The following is a 16,584-nucleotide window of genomic DNA, read 5'->3' as shown; positions in this document are numbered from 1 at the left end:
CCGGCGCCGCCGTGAGGGAGTGCCCGTACGCCATGAGCTACCGCAACGATCCGTACGACCCGAAGCAGGTCGCCCTGCTGGACCCGGCCGCCCTGGCCGAGGCCGTCGCCGTCGCCGAGAAGGCGTTCGCCACCGCCGCCGACCCGGACGCGCTGACCGCGCTGCGCCCCGCGCACCTCGGGGACCGGGCCCCGGTCTCGCTGGCGCGCCGGGAGATCGGCGCGCTGCCGCCGGCCGCGAAGTCCGACGCGGGCAAGCGGGTCAACGAGGCCCGCCGGGCGATCGAGAGCGCCTACGCCGCCCGCCAGGAGGTCCTGGAGCGCGAGCAGGCCGCCCGGGTGCTGGTCGAGGAGCGGGTCGACGTGACCCTGCCGTACGACCGGCACCCCCGGGGCGCCCGCCACCCGTTGAGCACCCTGATGGAGCAGATCAGCGACCTGTTCGTCGGGATGGGCTACGAGGTGGCCGAGGGCCCCGAGGTCGAGCTGGAGTGGACCAACTTCGACGCGCTGAACATCCCCGCCGACCACCCGGCGCGTGGGCTGATGGACACCTTCCACATCGCACCGCCGGTGGGCACGGACACGTCCGGTCTTGTGCTGCGCACGCACACCTCGCCGGTGCAGGCGCGCACCATGCTCACCCGTAAGCCGCCGATCTACGTGATCGTGCCCGGCCGGGTCTACCGCACCGACGAGCTGGACGCCACCCACGCGCCGGTCTTCCACCAGGTCGAGGGCCTGGTGGTGGACAAGGGCATCACCATGGCGCACCTGCGCGGCACGCTCGACCACTTCGCCCGGGCGATGTTCGGCGAGGGCGCGAAGACCCGCTTCCGGCCGCACTACTTCCCGTTCACCGAGCCGTCGGCCGAGTTCGACGTCTGGTTCCCGGAGCACCGGGACGGGCCGCGCTGGGTGGAGTGGGGCGGCTGCGGCATGGTCAACCCGCGGGTGCTGCGCGCCTGCGGCATCGACCCGGAGGTCTACTCCGGATTCGCGTTCGGCATGGGCATCGACCGCACCGTGATGTTCCGGCACGGGGTCAGCGACATGCGGGACATGGCCGAGGGCGACGTGCGGTTCACCCGCGCGTTCGGGGTCGGGGCGTAGGCGATGCGGGTACGAGTCACGGGAACGGTGGTCTGAAGTCATGCGAGTTTCTGTCAGTTGGCTGCGGGAGTACGTCGACCTCCCCGCCGACCTGCCCACCGGCGACCTGGAGCAGGCCCTGGTCGACCTCGGCATCGAGGTCGACTCCGTGGTGGACCTGCGGGAGACCGTCACCGGTCCGCTGGTGGTCGGCGAGGTCCTGGAGATCGAGGAGCTGACCGGCTTCAAGAAGCCGATCCGGTTCTGCCGGGTTGACGTCGGCGCCGCCAACGGCACCGGCGAGCCGCAGGAGATCGTCTGCGGGGCGCGCAACTTCGCCCAGGGCGACCGGGTGGTGGTGATCCTCCCCGGTGGGGTGCTGCCGGGCGACTTCGTCATCGGTGCGCGCAAGACCTACGGGCGCAACTCCGCCGGCATGATCTGCTCGGCGAAGGAGCTGGGCCTGGGTGACGACCACTCCGGCATCATCGTGCTGCCCCCGGACACCCCGGCCAAGCCGGGCGACGACGCGCGCCCGGTCGTGGGGCTCGACGACGTCGTGGTCGAGCTGGACATCACTCCCGACCGGGGGTACGCGCTGAGCGTGCGCGGCCTGGCCCGCGAGCTGGGGCACGCCCTCGGCGTGCCGTTCCGCGACCCGGGTCTGATGCCCGCGCCCGGCGGCACCGCCGAGCCGGCGTACCCGGTCGAGGTGCGCGACACGGTCGGCTGCGACCGGTTCGCCGCGCGGATGGTGCGGGGCATCGACCCCACCGCCGAGACGCCCGGCTGGATGTCGCGACGGCTCACCGTGGCCGGCGTGCGCAGCATCTCGCTGCCGGTCGACATCACCAACTACGTGATGCTCGAACTCGGCCAGCCGATGCACGCCTTCGACGCCGACCGGATCAGCGGCCCGCTGGTGGTCCGCCGCGCCGAGGCGGGGGAGAAGCTGACCACCCTGGACGGGGTGGCCCGCACCCTGACCGCCGAGGACATGGTCATCTGCGACGACACCGGGCCGATCTCGCTCGCCGCGGTGATGGGCGGCGAGACCAGCGAGGTCATCGGCGGCACCACCGACGTGCTCTTCGAGGCCGCCCACTGGGATCCGGTGATGGTCGGGCGCACCGCCCGCCGGCACCGGCTGTTCAGCGAGGCGGCGAAGCGCTGGGAGCGGGGCGTCGACCCGGCCCTGCCGCTGGTCGCCCTGGAGCGGGCGGTGCGGCTGCTCACCGAGCACGCCGGTGGCACCGTCGGCGAGCAGATCCTGGACCTCGACCACGTCCGGCCGGTGCGGCCGGTCATCCTCCCGGCCGACCTGCCGTCCCGGCGGGTCGGGGTGGCGTACACCCCGGAGCGGGTGGTCGTCCTGCTGGAGCAGGTCGGCTGCACCGTCGTCCGGGGCGCCGACCGGCTGGCCGAGGACCCGGGCGAGGTCGGCGTGGCGGCCGGCGCCGGTGACGTGCTCACCGTGACCCCGCCGACCTGGCGACCCGACCTCACCGACCCGGCCGACCTGGTCGAGGAGGTGGTCCGCCTCGACGGGTACGACCGGGTGCCGTCCGTGCTGCCCACCGCGCCCGCCGGGCGTGGCCTCACCTGGCAGCAGCGCCGCCGCCGGGCGGTGGCCCGCGCGCTGGCCGAGCGCGGCCACGTCGAGGTGCTGGCCCACCCGTTCACCGCGCCGGAGCTCGCCGACCAGCTCGGCCTGCTCGCCGACGACCCGCGCCGGGCGGCGGTCCGGCTGGCCAACCCGCTCTCCGAGGAGGAGCCGGTGCTGCGGACCACGCTGCTCGGCCCGCTGCTCGGCATCCTCAAGCGCAACCTGGGCCGGGGCCAGCGGGACCTGTCCATCTACGAGATCGGGACGGTCTTCCACCCGCGCCCCGGCGCCGGCACCCCGCCGGCGATGGGCGTGGACCGGCGGCCCACCGAGGCCGAGTTCGCCGCCGCCGACGCGGTGGTGCCGTACCAGCCGCGGCACGTCGCGGTCGTGCTGGCCGGCGACGTCGACCCGGCCGGCTGGTGGGGGCCGGGTCGGGCGGCCAGCTGGGCGGACGCGGTCGAGGCCGGCCGGGTGGTGCTTGCCGCCGCCGACATCCCCGCGGACCGGATCGAGGTGCGGGCCGTCGAGTACGCGCCCTGGCACCCGGGACGCTGCGCGGAGCTGCTGGTCGACGGGGCGATCGTCGGTCACGCCGGCGAGCTGCACCCGGCCGTGGTGGCGGCACTGGAGCTGCCCCGCCGCACCAGCGCCATGGAGCTGGACCTGGACGCGTTGCCGGCCCCGCCGGTCGCGCCCGCGCCGACCGTGTCCGGCTTCCCGCCGGCGCTGATCGACGTGGCGCTGGTGCTGGACGAGTCGGTGCCCGCGGCCCAGGTGGAGCGGGCGCTGGTCGAGGGCGCCGGCGAGCTGCTGGAGAGCGTCCGGCTCTTCGACGTGTACGCCTCGGAGCAGCTCGGCGCGGGACGCCGGTCGCTGGCGTACAAGCTCACCTTCCGGGCTCCGGACCGGACGCTGACCGTGGAGGAGGCGGTGGCCGCCCGCGACGCGGCCGTCGCCGTCGCGGCGCAGCGGTTCGGCGCCACGCTGCGCGGCGCCTGACCGGCGAGCGAGGGCCCCTTCCGCGACGGTGGGAGGGGCCTCGTCGTGTCTGTCGCCGGCCGGTGTCGGCAGTGCGGGGTCATGGCCTCCGCCGCGTTCCGGCGAGGGTGACCGGTCCCCTACGTACGGTGAGGCATCGGCCGAAAGGCCACCGCCGACGGCATGTTCGGCTACCCACTGGTCACATGGAAGCGGTTAACCTGCTTGGATTCCGACTCACCACCTCGATCACACCCCCACCACCCCCACCGGGAGCTGACCCAATGTCCGAGGATCCGGGCCCCGCGCCGCTCTCCGTCGACGTCTGCATCGTCGGGGGTTGCGGCCGGGTCGGCTTGCCGCTGGGCATCGCGTTCGCCGCCCGCGGCCTCTCCGTCGTGCTGTACGACATCAACGCCGACGCGGTCGCCACGGTGAACGCGGGCACCCTGCCCTTCGCCGAGCCGGGCGCGGCCGACGTGCTGGCCGAGGCGGTCTCCGCCGGCCGGCTGCGGGCCACCACCGACCCGGTCGCCGTGGGCGCCTCCGAGCACCTGGTGGTGGTCGTCGGCACGCCCGTCGACGAGCACCTCAACCCGGACCTGGGCGCGGTGCCCCGCGCGCTGGAGCGCTGCGCCGAGCACCTGCGCGACGGCCAGTTGGTGGTGCTGCGCAGCACCGTCTATCCCGGCGTGACGGCGCTGACCGAGAAGCTGCTCGCCGGCAAGGGCGTCAAGGCCGACGTGGCGTTCTGCCCGGAGCGGATCGCCGAGGGCCGGGCGATGACCGAGCTGTTCACGCTGCCGCAGATCGTCGCGGCCCGTACGCCCGTCGCCCTGGCCCGGGCGGAGAAGCTGTTCCGGCACCTCACCGAGCAGATCGTCCCGCTCGAGCCGGAGGAGGCGGAGCTGGCGAAGCTGTTCACCAACACCTGGCGGTACATCAAGTTCGCCACCGCCAACCAGTTCTGGATGATGGCCAACGACTTCGGGCTGGACTTCGCCCGGATCCGGCACGCGGTCGCCCACGACTACCCACGCGCGGCGGACCTGCCGATGCCGGGCTTCGCCGCCGGGCCGTGCCTGTTCAAGGACACCATGCAGCTGGCCGCGTTCAACCGGAACAACTTCGTGCTGGGCCACTCCGCGATGCTGATCAACGAGGGGCTGCCGCTCTACCTGGTGTCTCGGCTGGAGGACCGGTTCGACCTGTCCGAGCTGACCGTGGGCATCCTCGGGATGGCCTTCAAGGGCGGCTCGGACGACCCGCGGGAGAGCCTGGCGTACAAGCTGCGCAAGATCCTGGCGCTCAAGACCCGGGAGACCATCTGCACCGACCCGTACGTCGCCGACGAGCGCCTGGTCGACCTGGACGAGGTGCTGCGCCGGGCCGATCTGCTGGTCATCGCCGCCCCGCACGAGCAGTACGCCCGGCTGGACACCGACAAGCCGGTGATCGACATGTGGGGCCTGACCGGGACGGGGGTGCGGGTGTGAGGCCCCGGGTGTCGGTGATCGTGCCGGTCTACAACGAGGGCGAGGCCATCCTGCGCTGCCTCGAACGGATGCTGCGCGAGATGCTGCTCCCGGCCGAGGTGCTGATCGTGCACGACATGCCGGAGGACACCACCGTCCCGTACGTCGAGCAGATCGCCCGCACCGACCCGCGGGTGCGCGCGGTGCTCAACACGTACGGGCGCGGGCCGGCCAACGCCATCCGGTTCGGCATCGACGCGGCGCTCGCCCCGGTCGTCGTGGTCACCATGGCCGACGGCTGTGACGATCCGCGCCAGATCGACGAGCTGGCCCGGCTGGTGGACCGGGGCGTGGTGGTCGCCGCCGCCTCCCGCTACATGCCCGGCGGGCAGCAGGTCGGCGGGCCCCGGCTGAAGCGGATGATGTCCCGCTGGGCGGGGCGCAGCCTCTACACGCTGGCCCGGGTGGGCACCCGGGACGCCACCAACAGCTTCAAGGCGTACGACACGGCGTTCGTCCGGGAGGTCGGCATCGAGTCGCGCACCGGCTTCGAGATCGGGCTGGAGCTGACCGCGAAGGCCACCCGGCTGCGCCTGCCGGTCGCCGAGATCCCCACCATCTGGCTGGACCGGCCGCTGGGGGAGTCCCACTTCGACCTGGGTCGGTTCCTCCCCGGCTACCTGCGGTGGTACTTCTTCGCCTACGGTCGACGGCTGAGCCGGGAGAAGCTGACCGACCGCACGGCCCCGGCCGTGCCCGCCCCGCGCGGCGAGCGGGACAGCACCGAGTACGAGAAGACCGCATAGGAGCGCACGTGGCGAAGGTCCTGGTAACTGGTTCGGCCGGCTTCATCGGCGGTTACCTCGTCGAGGAGTTGCTGGGCCGGGGCCACGAGGTGGTCGGCATCGACAACTTCTCCAAGTACGGCCCGGTCACCCACAGCTACGACACCCATCCCCGGTTCCGGTTCGTGGAGGGCGACGCCCGCGACGTCGACCTGCTCACCGAGCTGCTGGACGGCTGCGACCACCTGGTCGCCGGGGCGGCGATGATCGGCGGCATCTCCTACTTCCACGCCTACGCCTACGACCTGCTCGCCACCAACGAGCGGATCATGGCGGCCACCTGCGACGCGGCCATCCGCGCCCACCGCGACGGCAGCCTGGCGAAGGTCACCTACCTCTCCTCCTCGATGGTCTACGAGTCCACCGAGCACTGGCCCAGCTCAGAGGGCGACGAGCGGCGCATCCCGCCGCCGCTGTCCTCGTACGGCTTCCAGAAGCTGGCCGTGGAGTACTACGCCCGGGCCGCCTGGGAGCAGTACCAGCTGCCGTACACCATCGTCCGGCCGTTCAACTGCGTCGGCGTGGGGGAGGGGCGGGCGCTGGGCCAGGCCGAGGTGCTCTCCGGCAACGTCAAGCTCGCCATGTCGCACGTCGTGCCGGACCTGGTGCAGAAGATCGTCAAGGGGCAGGATCCGCTGCACATCCTCGGCGAGGGCCACCAGGTGCGGCACTACACCTACGGCGGGGACCTGGCCCGGGGCATCGCCACCGCGGTGGAGCACCCGGCGGCCCGCAACGAGGACTTCAACCTCTCCACCGCCGAGTCGACCAGCGTGCTGGAGCTGGCCGAGCTGATCTGGCGCAAGATCAAGGGCCCGGACGTGCCGTTCCGGTACGTCTCCGACGAGCCCTACCAGTACGACGTGCAGAAGCGGGTGCCGGACGTGGCCAAGGCCCGCGAGGTCCTCGACTTCACCGCCACCACCTCGCTGGACGAGATGCTCGACGAGGTCGTGCCGTGGGTGACCCGGGCGGTCGAGGAGGGCCGCCTGTAGTTTCGGCCCGTTGTCGTCCCGTCCGGCCCGGTTCGCCTCCCGCGACCCGGGCCGGGCCTTTTGCTGCCCGGTGACCGGAGTCACGATCACATGCCCATGCAGTGGGACGTATGAACTTGCAGTGAAGGGGTCCGGGCCGTTAGCCTTCTCTGCATAGTCATGCGGAGGTGAGTATGGGCATTCGAGTCGCGGTCGCCGGGGCGAGTGGATACGCCGGGGGTGAGCTGCTGCGCCTGGTCGCCGGGCACCCCGAGCTCGACCTCGTCGCCGCCACCGCCCATTCCCGGGCCGGTCAGCCCGTCAGCGCCGTACACCCGCAGCTCGCCGGCCTCGACCTGACGCTCACGGCGACCGACCCGGCGGCCCTGGCCGACGCGGACCTGGTCTTCCTGGCCCTGCCGCACGGCGAGTCGGCGGCCCTCGCCGCCGCCCTGCCGGCGACGGTCAAGGTGGTCGACCTCGGCGCCGACCACCGGCTGCACGACGCCGACGCCTGGGCCCGTTACTACGGCGGCCGGCACGCCGGCGCCTGGACCTACGGGCTGCCCGAGCTGCCCGGCCAGCGGGCGGCGATCGCCGCCGCCACCCGGGTGGCCAGCACCGGCTGCTACGCCGTGGCCACCACCCTCGCCCTGGCCCCGCTGATCGCCGCCGGCGCGGTCTTCCCCGCGGACGTGGTGGTGGTCGCCGCCTCCGGCACCTCCGGCGCCGGCCGGGCCGCCAAGGCCCACCTGCTCGGCAGCGAGGTGATGGGCGACCTGTCGCCCTACAAGGTCGGCGCCCACCAGCACGTACCGGAGATCAAGCAGGCCACCGGCGCGACCAGCCTCTCCTTCACCCCGGTGCTCGCGCCCATGCCGCGCGGCATCCTCGCCACCGTCACCGCGGTGCCGACCGGCGACGCCGACCCGCGCGACGTGCTGGCCCGGGCGTACGCGGACGCGCCGTTCGTGCACGTCCTGCCCGAGGGCGCCTGGCCGCACACCGCCGCCACAGCCGGCGCGAACTCCTGCCACCTCCAGGCGGGCGTCGACGTCGACTCCGGCCGGGTGATCGTGGTCAGCGCGATCGACAACCTCGGCAAGGGCGCCGCCGGCCAGGCCGTGCAGTGCGCCAACCTCATGCTCGGCCTGCCCGAGACCACCGGCCTTTCCGTCTTCGGAGTCGCGCCATGACAGTCACCACCCCCCGGGGATTCCGGGCGGCCGGGGTCGCCGCCGGGCTCAAGACCAGCGGCGCCGCCGACCTCGCCCTCGTCGTCAACGACGGCCCTGACGCCGGGATCGCCGGCGTCTTCACCGCCAACCGGGTCAAGGCCGCGCCGGTGCTCTGGACCCAGCAGGTCGTCCGGGGCGGCGTGGTCCGCGCCGTGGTGCTCAACTCCGGCGGCGCCAACGCCTGCACCGGCCCGGCCGGTTTCCAGGACACCCACGCCACCGCCGAGCACACCGCCGCCGCGCTGACCTCGGTCAGCCCCCGGCTGATGCTCGGCGCCGGCGAGGTCGCGGTCTGCTCCACCGGCCTGATCGGCGAGCGGCTGCCGATGCAGAAGCTGCTGCCCGGCGTGCGCAGCGCCATCCGGGGGCTCGGCCGCGACGGCGGCACGGCGGCCGCCGAGGCGATCATGACCACCGACACCCGGCCGAAGACCACCGTCGCCAAGGGCAGCGGCTGGACCGTCGGCGGCATGGCCAAGGGCGCCGGGATGCTCGCCCCGGCCATGGCGACCATGCTCTGCGTGCTCACCACCGACGCGGTCGCCGGGCCGGAGGCGCTCGACGCCGCGCTGCGGGCCGCCACCCGGGTCACCTTCGACCGGATCGACTCCGACGGTTGCATGTCGACCAACGACACCGTGCTGCTGCTCTCCAGCGGCGCCTCCGGCGTCGAGCCCACCGACGCCGAGCTGACCGCCGCGGTCACCGCCGCCTGCCACGACCTGGCCCAGCAGCTCATCGCCGACGCCGAGGGCGCGACCAAGCAGATCGCGATCGAGGTGGTCGGCGCCGCCACCGAGGCCGACGCGGTCGAGGTGGGCCGGTCGGTGGCCCGGAACAACCTGGTCAAGACCGCGCTGTTCGGCAACGACCCGAACTGGGGGCGGATCCTCGCCGCGGTGGGCACCACCGCCGCCGCCTTCGAGCCGGACGGCGTCGACGTCGCGGTCAACGGGATCTGGGTGTGCCGCTCCGGCGCCGCCGCCGAGGACCGCGCCAAGGTCGACCTGTCCGGCCGGGACGTCACCATCCGGATCGACCTGCACGCCGGGTCCTCGGCCGCGACGATCTGGACCAACGACCTGTCGCACGCGTACGTGCACGAGAACTCGGCGTACTCGTCATGAGCCTCTCCGCCGACCTCACCCGGGCCCAGGTCAAGGCCGAGACGCTGATCGAGGCCCTGCCCTGGCTGGCCCGCTTCTCCGGGGCCACCGTCGTGGTCAAGTACGGCGGCAACGCCATGGTCGAACCGGCGCTCCAGCGCGCCTTCGCCGCCGACATGGTCTTCCTCCGGTACGCCGGCCTCAAGCCGGTCGTCGTGCACGGCGGCGGCCCGCAGATCTCCACCATGCTCGGGCGGCTCGGCATCGCCAGCGAGTTCCGGGGCGGCCTGCGGGTCACCACCCCCGAGGCGATGGACGTCGTCCGGATGGTGCTGGTCGGGCAGGTCGGCCGGGAACTGGTCGGGCTGATCAACGCGCACGGCCCGTTCGCCGTCGGCCTCTCCGGCGAGGACGCCGGGCTGTTCACCGCCGTCCGCCGGACCGCGTACGTCGACGGGCAGCCGGTGGACGTCGGGCAGGTCGGCGACGTGGAGTCGGTCGACGTCTCGGCGGTGACCGACCTGATCGCGGCCGGCCGGATCCCGGTCATCTCGACCGTCGCGCCGGACGTCGACGGGGTGCTGCACAACCTGAACGCCGACACGGCCGCCGCCGCGCTCGCCGTCGCCCTCGACGCCCGCAAGCTGGTCGTGCTCACCGACGTGGCCGGCCTGTACGCCGACTGGCCGGACACCACCAGCCTGGTCAGCGAGATCACCGACGACGAGTTGGCGAAGCTGCTGCCGTCTCTGGAGTCGGGGATGGTCCCGAAGATGGAGGCCTGCCTGCGGGCGGTGCGCGGGGGCGTACCCGCCGCGCACGTCGTCGACGGCCGGGTCGCCCACTCCACGCTGCTGGAGGTCTTCACCTCGGAAGGATTCGGCACGATGGTGGTTCCCGCATGAGCACGCTGGTCGAACGGTGGGGCCAGGCCCTGATGGACAACTACGGCACGCCGCCGCTGGCGCTGGTCTCCGGCTCCGGCGCCGTCGTGGTCGACGAGGCCGGCCGGGAGTACGTCGACCTGCTCGGCGGCATCGCGGTCAACGCCCTCGGCCACGCCCACCCGGCCGTGGTGGCCGCCGTCTCCCGGCAGGTCGCCACCCTGGGCCACGTCTCCAACCTGTTCGTCGCCGAGCCGCCGGTGGCCCTGGCGGAGCTGCTGCTGGCCCTCGCCGGCCGGCCCGGCCGGGTGTTCTTCGCCAACTCCGGCGCGGAGGCCAACGAGGCGGCGTTCAAGCTCTCCCGGCTCACCGGCCGCAGCCATGTGGTGGCGGCCCGGGGCGGCTTCCACGGTCGGACCATGGGGGCGCTCGCGCTCACCGGCCAGCCCGCCAAGGCCGACCCGTTCCGCCCGCTGCCCGGCGACGTCACCCACGTGGCGTACGGCGACACCGACGCCCTCGACGCGGCCGTCAGCGACGCGACCGCCATGGTGATCCTGGAGCCGATCCAGGGTGAGAACGGCGTCGTCGTGCCGCCCGCCGGCTACCTGGCCGACGCGCGGCGGATCACCGCCCGGCACGGCGCCCTGCTCGTCCTGGACGAGGTGCAGACCGGGATCGGCCGCACCGGGCACTGGTTCGCCCATCAGGCCGACGGGATCGAGCCGGACGTGGTGACCCTGGCCAAGGGGCTCGGCGGCGGGCTGCCCATCGGGGCCTGCCTCGCCTTCGGTCGGGCCGGGGAGCTGCTCGCACCCGGCTCGCACGGCACCACCTTCGGCGGCAACCCGATCAGCTGCGCGGCCGCCCTGGCGGTGGTCGCCACCATCGCCAGCGAGGGGCTGCTCGACCACGTCAAGCGGACCGGCGAACGGCTGCGCCGGGGCGTCGAGGCGCTCGGCCATCCGCTGGTCGCCGAGGTCCGGGGCGCCGGCCTGCTGCTCGGGATCGTGCTCACCGCCCCGGCCTCCGGCCCGGTCACCGCCGCGCTGCGCGAGGCGGGCTTCCTGGTCAACCCGGTGCAGCCGGACGTGGTCCGGCTCGCCCCGCCGCTGATCCTCACCGCCGACCAGGTCGACGCCTTCCTGACCGCCCTCCCCGCCGCCCTCGACGCGGCGGCGCCCGCCGACCTCGCGCCGGCCGCCGGCCCGACCACGACCAGCGCCACGGAGGTCAACGCATGATCCGGCACTTCCTGCGCGACGACGACCTGACCCCCGCCGAGCAGTCCACCGTGCTCGACCTGGCCGCCCGGATGAAGGCCGACCGGTTCGCGTACACGCCGCTGGCCGGGCCACGGTCGGTGGCGGTGCTCTTCGACAAGCAGAGCCTGCGCACCCGGATCTCCTTCGACGCCGGCATCGCCGAGCTGGGCGGCCACCCCCTGGTCGTGGACACCCAGGTCACCCACTTCGGGCGGGGCGAGTCCCTCGCCGACGCCGGGCGGGTGCTGTCTCGCTACGTCGCCGCGATCGTGCTGCGTACCCACGGCGACGACCGGATCACCGAGGTCGCCTCGCACGCCACCGTGCCGGTGATCAACGCCCTCACCGACGGCTACCACCCCTGCCAACTGCTGGCCGACCTGCTCACCGTCCGCGAGCACTGCGGCGGCACCCAGGGGCGGACCCTGGCGTACGTCGGGGACGCCGCCAACAACCTGTCGCACTCCTACCTGCTCGCCGGGGCGACCGCCGGGATGCACGTGCGGGTCGCCGGCCCGGACGGTTTCCAGCCCGACCCCGACGTGGTGGCCCGCGCCGAGAAGATCGCCCTCGGCACCGGCGGATCGGTCCGGGCGCTCGTCGATCCGGTCGAGGCGGTCCGCGGGGCCGACGTGGTCGCCACCGACACCTGGACCTCGATGGGCCAGGAGGACGACGGGCTGGACCGGATCACCCCGTTCCTGCCGTACCAGGTCAACGACGCGCTGCTGGCCCACGCCGCGGCCGACGTGATCGTGCTGCACTGCCTGCCCGCGCACCGGGGCGAGGAGATCACCGACGAGGTGCTGGACGGGCCGCGCAGCGCGGTCTTCGACCAGGCGGAGAATCGCCTGCACGCCCAGAAGGCGCTGCTGACGTATCTCCTGGAGGCCTCCACATGACCGCCCCGCTGACCCGCGCCGCCCGGCACGGCCGCATCGTCGAGCTGATCCGCGACAAGGCCGTCCGGTCGCAGACCGAACTGGCCGACCTGCTCGCCAGCGACGGGATCCAGGTCACCCAGGCCACCCTGTCGCGGGACCTGAAGGAACTCGGCGCGGTCACCGCCCGCGGCGGTGACGGGCGGGCCGTGTACGTGATCCCCGAGGACGGCCACTGGCCGCTGCGCGACGCCGAGGCCGCCCCGGCCCGGCTGGTCCGGCTGCTGCGCGAGCTGCTCAACGGGGTCGACGCCAGCGGCAACATCGCCGTACTGCGCACCCCGCCGGGCGCAGCCCACTACCTGGCCAGCGCGTTGGACCGAGCGGGCCTGCCCGAGATCGTCGGCACCATCGCCGGCGACGACACCATCCTCGTCGTGGCCCGCGAGGCCGTCGGCGGGGCCGCGCTCGGCGACAAGCTCGCCGGGTGGGCCCGCCGGGAAGAAAATGTTGAAGGGAGCACCACACCATGACCGAGCGGGTCGTCCTTGCCTACTCCGGAGGCCTCGACACCTCCGTGGCCATTCCGTACCTCGCCGAGCAGACCGGCGCCGAGATCGTCGCGGTGGCTGTCGACGTCGGACAGGGCGGCGAGGACCTCGACGCCATCCGGCAGCGCGCGCTGGACTGCGGCGCCGTCGAGTCCGAGGTGGTCGACGCGCGCGACGAGTTCGCCGCCGACTACTGCCTGCCGGCGATGCGCGCCAACGCCCTCTACATGGACCGCTACCCGCTGGTCTCCGCGCTGTCCCGGCCGCTGATCGTCAAGCACCTGGTGGCCGCGGCCCGCAAGCACGGCGGCACGATCGTCTCGCACGGCTGCACCGGCAAGGGCAACGACCAGGTCCGCTTCGAGGTCGGGCTGAGCGCCCTCGCCCCCGACCTGAAGATCATCGCCCCGGCCCGGGACTTCGCCTGGACCCGGGACAAGGCCATCGCCTTCGCCGAGGAGAAGGGTCTGCCGATCGACGTGTCGGCCAAGTCGCCGTACTCCATCGACCAGAACCTCTGGGGTCGGGCGGTGGAGACCGGCTTCCTGGAGGACATCTGGAACGGCCCCATCGAGGACCTGTACTCCTACACCGCCGACCCGGCCGAGCCGCGCGACGCCGACGAGGTCGTGATCACCTTCGACGCCGGCAACCCGGTCGCCATCGACGGCGAGACGGTCACCCCGTACCAGGCGATCCTGGAGCTGAACCGGCGCGCCGGCGCCCAGGGCGTCGGCCGGCTCGACATGGTCGAGGACCGCCTCGTCGGCATCAAGAGCCGCGAGGTGTACGAGGCCCCCGGCGCGATCGCGCTGATCACCGCCCACCAGGAGCTGGAGGCGGTCACCGTCGAGCGTGACCTGGCCCGGTTCAAGCGCGGCGTCGACCAGCGCTGGGGCGAGCTGGTCTACGACGGCCTCTGGTTCTCGCCGCTCAAGGGCAGCCTGGACGCCTTCATCGACGACGCCCAGCGGCACGTCTCCGGTGAGGTGCGGCTCACCCTGCACGGCGGCCGGGCGACCGTCACCGGCCGGCGCTCCGAGGCCAGCCTCTACGACTTCGGCATGGCCACCTACGACACCGGCGACACCTTCGACCAGTCCCTGGCGAAGGGTTTCGTGCAGCTGTGGGGCCTGCCGAGCAAGATGGCCGCCGCACGCGACGCCCGGCTGGGCGGCTAGGAACCGTGGCAACCACAATGGGCGGCGTGGACGACAAGAGCCTGACCGAGAACAGCGCCGCCACCAACCGGACGAGCCTGTGGGGTGGCCGGTTCGCCGGCGGCCCCGCCGAAGCCCTCGCGCGGCTGTCGGTGAGTGTCCAGTTCGACTGGCGCCTCGCCCCGTACGACATCGCCGGCTCCCGGGCGCACGCCCGGGTGCTGGCCGGCGCGGGCCTGCTCGACCCGGAGGAGCTGGGCCGCATCCTGGCCGCGCTGGACGACCTGGAGGCGGCCTGCGCCTCCGGGCAGTTCCGCCCGACCATCGACGACGAGGACGTGCACACCGCCCTGGAGCGCGGCCTGCTGGAGCGGCTCGGCAGCCTCGGCGGCAAGCTGCGTGCCGGGCGGTCCCGCAACGACCAGGTCGCCACCGACCTGCGGCTCTACCTGCGCGACCACGCCCGGGGCGTGGCCGGCCGGCTGGTCGAGCTGGCCGAGGCGCTGGTCGAGCAGGCCGAGCGGCACGTGGACACCGCCGCGCCCGGGATGACCCACCTCCAGCACGCCCAGCCGGTCACCTTCGGGCACTGGCTGCTCGCCCACGTGCAGCCGCTGCTGCGCGACCTGGAGCGGCTGCGCGACTGGGACCACCGGGCCGCGATCAGCCCGCTCGGGGCGGGCGCGCTGGCCGGCTCCGGCCTGCCGCTGGACCCGGTGGCCGTCGCCAAGGAGCTGGGCTTCCGCACGTCCTTCGCCAACTCGATGGACGCCGTCGCCGACCGGGACTTCGTCGCCGAGTTCCTCTTCGTCACCGCGCTGGTCGGGGTGCACCTGTCCCGCCTCGGCGAGGAAGTGGTGCTCTGGACCTCGCACGAGTTCGGCTGGGTGGAGCTCGACGACGCCTTCGCCACCGGCTCGTCGATCATGCCGCAGAAGAAGAACGCGGACATCGCCGAGCTGGCCCGGGGCAAGTCCGGCCGCCTGGTCGGTGGCCTGATGACCGTGCTCACCATGCTCAAGGGCCTGCCGATGACCTACGACCGGGACATGCAGGAGGACAAGGAGCCGGCCTTCGACGCGGTCGACACCCTGGAACTGCTGCTGCCGGCGCTCGCCGGGATGATCTCCACGATGACGGTACGCGTCGACCGGCTGGTCGCCGCCGCGCCGGTGGGCTTCTCGCTGGCCACCGAGGTGGCCGACTGGCTGGTTCGCAAGGGCGTGCCGTTCCGCGACGCGCACGAGATCACCGGCAAGCTCGTCGCGCTCTGCGTGGCCCGGGACTGCGCCCTGGACGAGGTCTCCGACGACGACCTCGCCACGGTCAGCGAGCAGCTGGACCCGAGCGTGCGCGACGTGCTCTCGGTCCGCTCCGCGCTGGCCGCCCGGACCACGCCCGGCTCGACCGGCCCCGGCCCGGTGGCCGACCAGCTCGCCGCCGCCGCCGACAAGTTGGCCGGCTGGCGGGAGTGGGCCAGCGAGCGGGTCGTACCCCGCTGAGTCGACGGGTCGGCGCGGCGCGACGCCGCGCCGACCCTCAGACCGTCGGCCGCTCCCGTTTCGGCAGTTTCGCCACCACCGCCTCGTACGAGCCGTCGACGGCCTCGATCAGCTCGTCGTCCGGGATCGCGCCGCCGAGGCGCAGCGAGTTCCACCCCGACCGCCCGATGTACGCCGACGCCTTCGCGTCGTCCGGGAACCGGTGGATCCACTCGTCGGCGACCTCCCGGTTCGGGCCGCACTTCACGCCGACCCGCGCCTCGCCGTCCGGCGAGCCGAGGAAGGCGAAGATCCGGCTCCCCACCTTCACCACCTCGTCGCCCTCCCAGGGCTGGTCCAGCCGGGCGCCCGGCTTCCCGAGGCAGTACGCCAGCATCTCGTCGCGCGTCATCGCGTCCTCCCGGTGGCAGCGGTCACCGGCACAGTCTCGCCGACCCGTCCAGCCCTGGGGCCCCCTCCGCGCCGACCGGGCGGTCGGGAAGCCGGCCCCGCGGCGCTGATCGGGCAGCCGGGAAGCCGGCCCCGCGGCGCTGATCGGGCGGTCGGGCAGCCGGCGCCTCGGCGTCGCGGGTGGCCGGCGAGAGCGCGATCGCCGCTCAGTCGGTGCCGGCGGTGCGGGCGGACACCCGCTCGAAGCGCTGCTTGGCGGCCTGCGCGCTGCCCAGCCCCAGCCCGAAGGCGATGGCCTGCCAGGTCATGCCGCGCCCCCGGGCGAGGGTCAGCAGCCCGGCCTCCAGGGTGTCGAGCTCGGCGCGCAGGTGGGGCAGGAGGGTCAACGCCGCCGTCAGGTCGGCCTCGTCGACCGGTTCCTCGCCGGGCTCCCGCTCCGCCCCGCCGGCGGCGAGGGCGGTCACCAGCGCGACCGCCTCGTACGGATCGGCCAGGTACGGGTTGGTGTGGCGCCGGCGGCGCGTCTCGGTGCCGGCGTGCCGCGCGGTGATCCGTTCCAGCGCGGCGTAGGTGCGGTGGGCGCGGGCGCGCGCCGCGTCGGGGGCGGTGAAGGCGTCGTCGGTCACGCCTCCAGC

At 73.7% G+C, this 16,584-nt stretch carries 15 protein-coding genes; 13 read left to right on the top strand and 2 right to left on the bottom strand.

The window, feature by feature from the left end; genetic code table 11:
* Window positions 1-32: 32 nt before the first annotated feature.
* The 13 genes from pheS (at window position 33) to argH (ending at window position 15,559) form a co-directional block, all read left to right on the top strand.
* Window positions 33-1,112 carry a phenylalanine--tRNA ligase subunit alpha gene (gene pheS / locus ACTMS9_RS28910; RefSeq protein WP_441149210.1) on the top strand — a complete coding sequence of 360 codons (1,080 nt, stop codon included), beginning with the start codon at window positions 33-35 and terminating at the stop codon, window positions 1,110-1,112.
* 40 nt (window positions 1,113-1,152) lie between these two features.
* The gene (gene pheT, locus ACTMS9_RS28905; RefSeq protein WP_441166480.1) at window positions 1,153-3,699 is read left to right on the top strand and encodes a phenylalanine--tRNA ligase subunit beta; all 2,547 of its coding nucleotides are present in this window, start codon (window positions 1,153-1,155) and stop codon (window positions 3,697-3,699) included.
* A gap of 263 nt (window positions 3,700-3,962) precedes the next feature.
* Window positions 3,963-5,174 carry a nucleotide sugar dehydrogenase gene (locus ACTMS9_RS28900; protein WP_441149212.1) on the top strand — a complete coding sequence of 404 codons (1,212 nt, stop codon included), beginning with the start codon at window positions 3,963-3,965 and terminating at the stop codon, window positions 5,172-5,174.
* Entirely contained in the window at window positions 5,171-5,959 is a 789-nt protein-coding gene (locus ACTMS9_RS28895; protein WP_441166479.1) for a glycosyltransferase family 2 protein, read from the top strand. The genes ACTMS9_RS28900 and ACTMS9_RS28895 overlap by 4 nt, the downstream gene beginning before the upstream one ends.
* A gap of 8 nt (window positions 5,960-5,967) precedes the next feature.
* A complete protein-coding gene (locus tag ACTMS9_RS28890; protein ID WP_441166478.1) occupies window positions 5,968-6,993 on the top strand; it encodes an NAD-dependent epimerase/dehydratase family protein in 1,026 nt (341 codons plus the stop codon).
* A gap of 173 nt (window positions 6,994-7,166) precedes the next feature.
* Window positions 7,167-8,168, top strand: coding sequence for an N-acetyl-gamma-glutamyl-phosphate reductase (argC, locus tag ACTMS9_RS28885; protein WP_441149215.1), 1,002 nt, complete (start codon window positions 7,167-7,169; stop codon window positions 8,166-8,168).
* Window positions 8,165-9,337, top strand: coding sequence for a bifunctional glutamate N-acetyltransferase/amino-acid acetyltransferase ArgJ (argJ, locus tag ACTMS9_RS28880; protein ID WP_441149216.1), 1,173 nt, complete (start codon window positions 8,165-8,167; stop codon window positions 9,335-9,337). The genes argC and argJ overlap by 4 nt, the downstream gene beginning before the upstream one ends.
* Window positions 9,334-10,221: an acetylglutamate kinase gene (argB, locus tag ACTMS9_RS28875; protein WP_441149217.1), complete on the top strand. Its 888-nt coding sequence runs from the start codon at window positions 9,334-9,336 to the stop codon at window positions 10,219-10,221. The genes argJ and argB overlap by 4 nt, the downstream gene beginning before the upstream one ends.
* Complete coding sequence (locus ACTMS9_RS28870) at window positions 10,218-11,444, top strand: acetylornithine transaminase (protein ID WP_441166477.1); 1,227 nt, start codon at window positions 10,218-10,220, stop codon at window positions 11,442-11,444. The genes argB and ACTMS9_RS28870 overlap by 4 nt, the downstream gene beginning before the upstream one ends.
* Window positions 11,441-12,367 (top strand): ornithine carbamoyltransferase, encoded by a 927-nt coding sequence (gene argF, locus ACTMS9_RS28865; protein ID WP_441149219.1) that lies wholly within the window; start codon window positions 11,441-11,443, stop codon window positions 12,365-12,367. The genes ACTMS9_RS28870 and argF overlap by 4 nt, the downstream gene beginning before the upstream one ends.
* The gene (locus ACTMS9_RS28860) at window positions 12,364-12,879 is read left to right on the top strand and encodes an arginine repressor (protein ID WP_280837074.1); all 516 of its coding nucleotides are present in this window, start codon (window positions 12,364-12,366) and stop codon (window positions 12,877-12,879) included. The genes argF and ACTMS9_RS28860 overlap by 4 nt, the downstream gene beginning before the upstream one ends.
* Complete coding sequence (locus tag ACTMS9_RS28855) at window positions 12,876-14,078, top strand: argininosuccinate synthase (RefSeq protein WP_210778356.1); 1,203 nt, start codon at window positions 12,876-12,878, stop codon at window positions 14,076-14,078. Before ACTMS9_RS28860 ends, ACTMS9_RS28855 begins: the two co-directional genes overlap by 4 nt.
* A 17-nt stretch (window positions 14,079-14,095) precedes the next feature.
* Window positions 14,096-15,559, top strand: a complete 1,464-nt coding sequence (argH, locus tag ACTMS9_RS28850) for an argininosuccinate lyase (RefSeq protein ID WP_441166503.1) — start codon at window positions 14,096-14,098, stop codon at window positions 15,557-15,559.
* A gap of 37 nt (window positions 15,560-15,596) precedes the next feature.
* Here argH and ACTMS9_RS28845 read toward each other — a convergent pair whose 3' ends face one another.
* Window positions 15,597-15,950, bottom strand: a complete 354-nt coding sequence (locus tag ACTMS9_RS28845; RefSeq protein WP_346534861.1) for an MmcQ/YjbR family DNA-binding protein — start codon at window positions 15,948-15,950, stop codon at window positions 15,597-15,599.
* 205 nt (window positions 15,951-16,155) lie between these two features.
* Window positions 16,156-16,575, bottom strand: a complete 420-nt coding sequence (locus ACTMS9_RS28840) for a DNA-binding protein (protein ID WP_441149220.1) — start codon at window positions 16,573-16,575, stop codon at window positions 16,156-16,158.
* Window positions 16,576-16,584 lie beyond the last annotated feature (9 nt).

The sequence above is a fragment of the Micromonospora sp. L31 genome (assembly GCF_052068075.1).
Taxonomy (GTDB): Bacteria; Actinomycetota; Actinomycetes; order Mycobacteriales; family Micromonosporaceae; genus Micromonospora; species Micromonospora purpureochromogenes.
The sequence above is the reverse complement of the archived record's forward strand: the minus strand, read 5'-3'. Positions and strand labels throughout refer to the sequence as shown.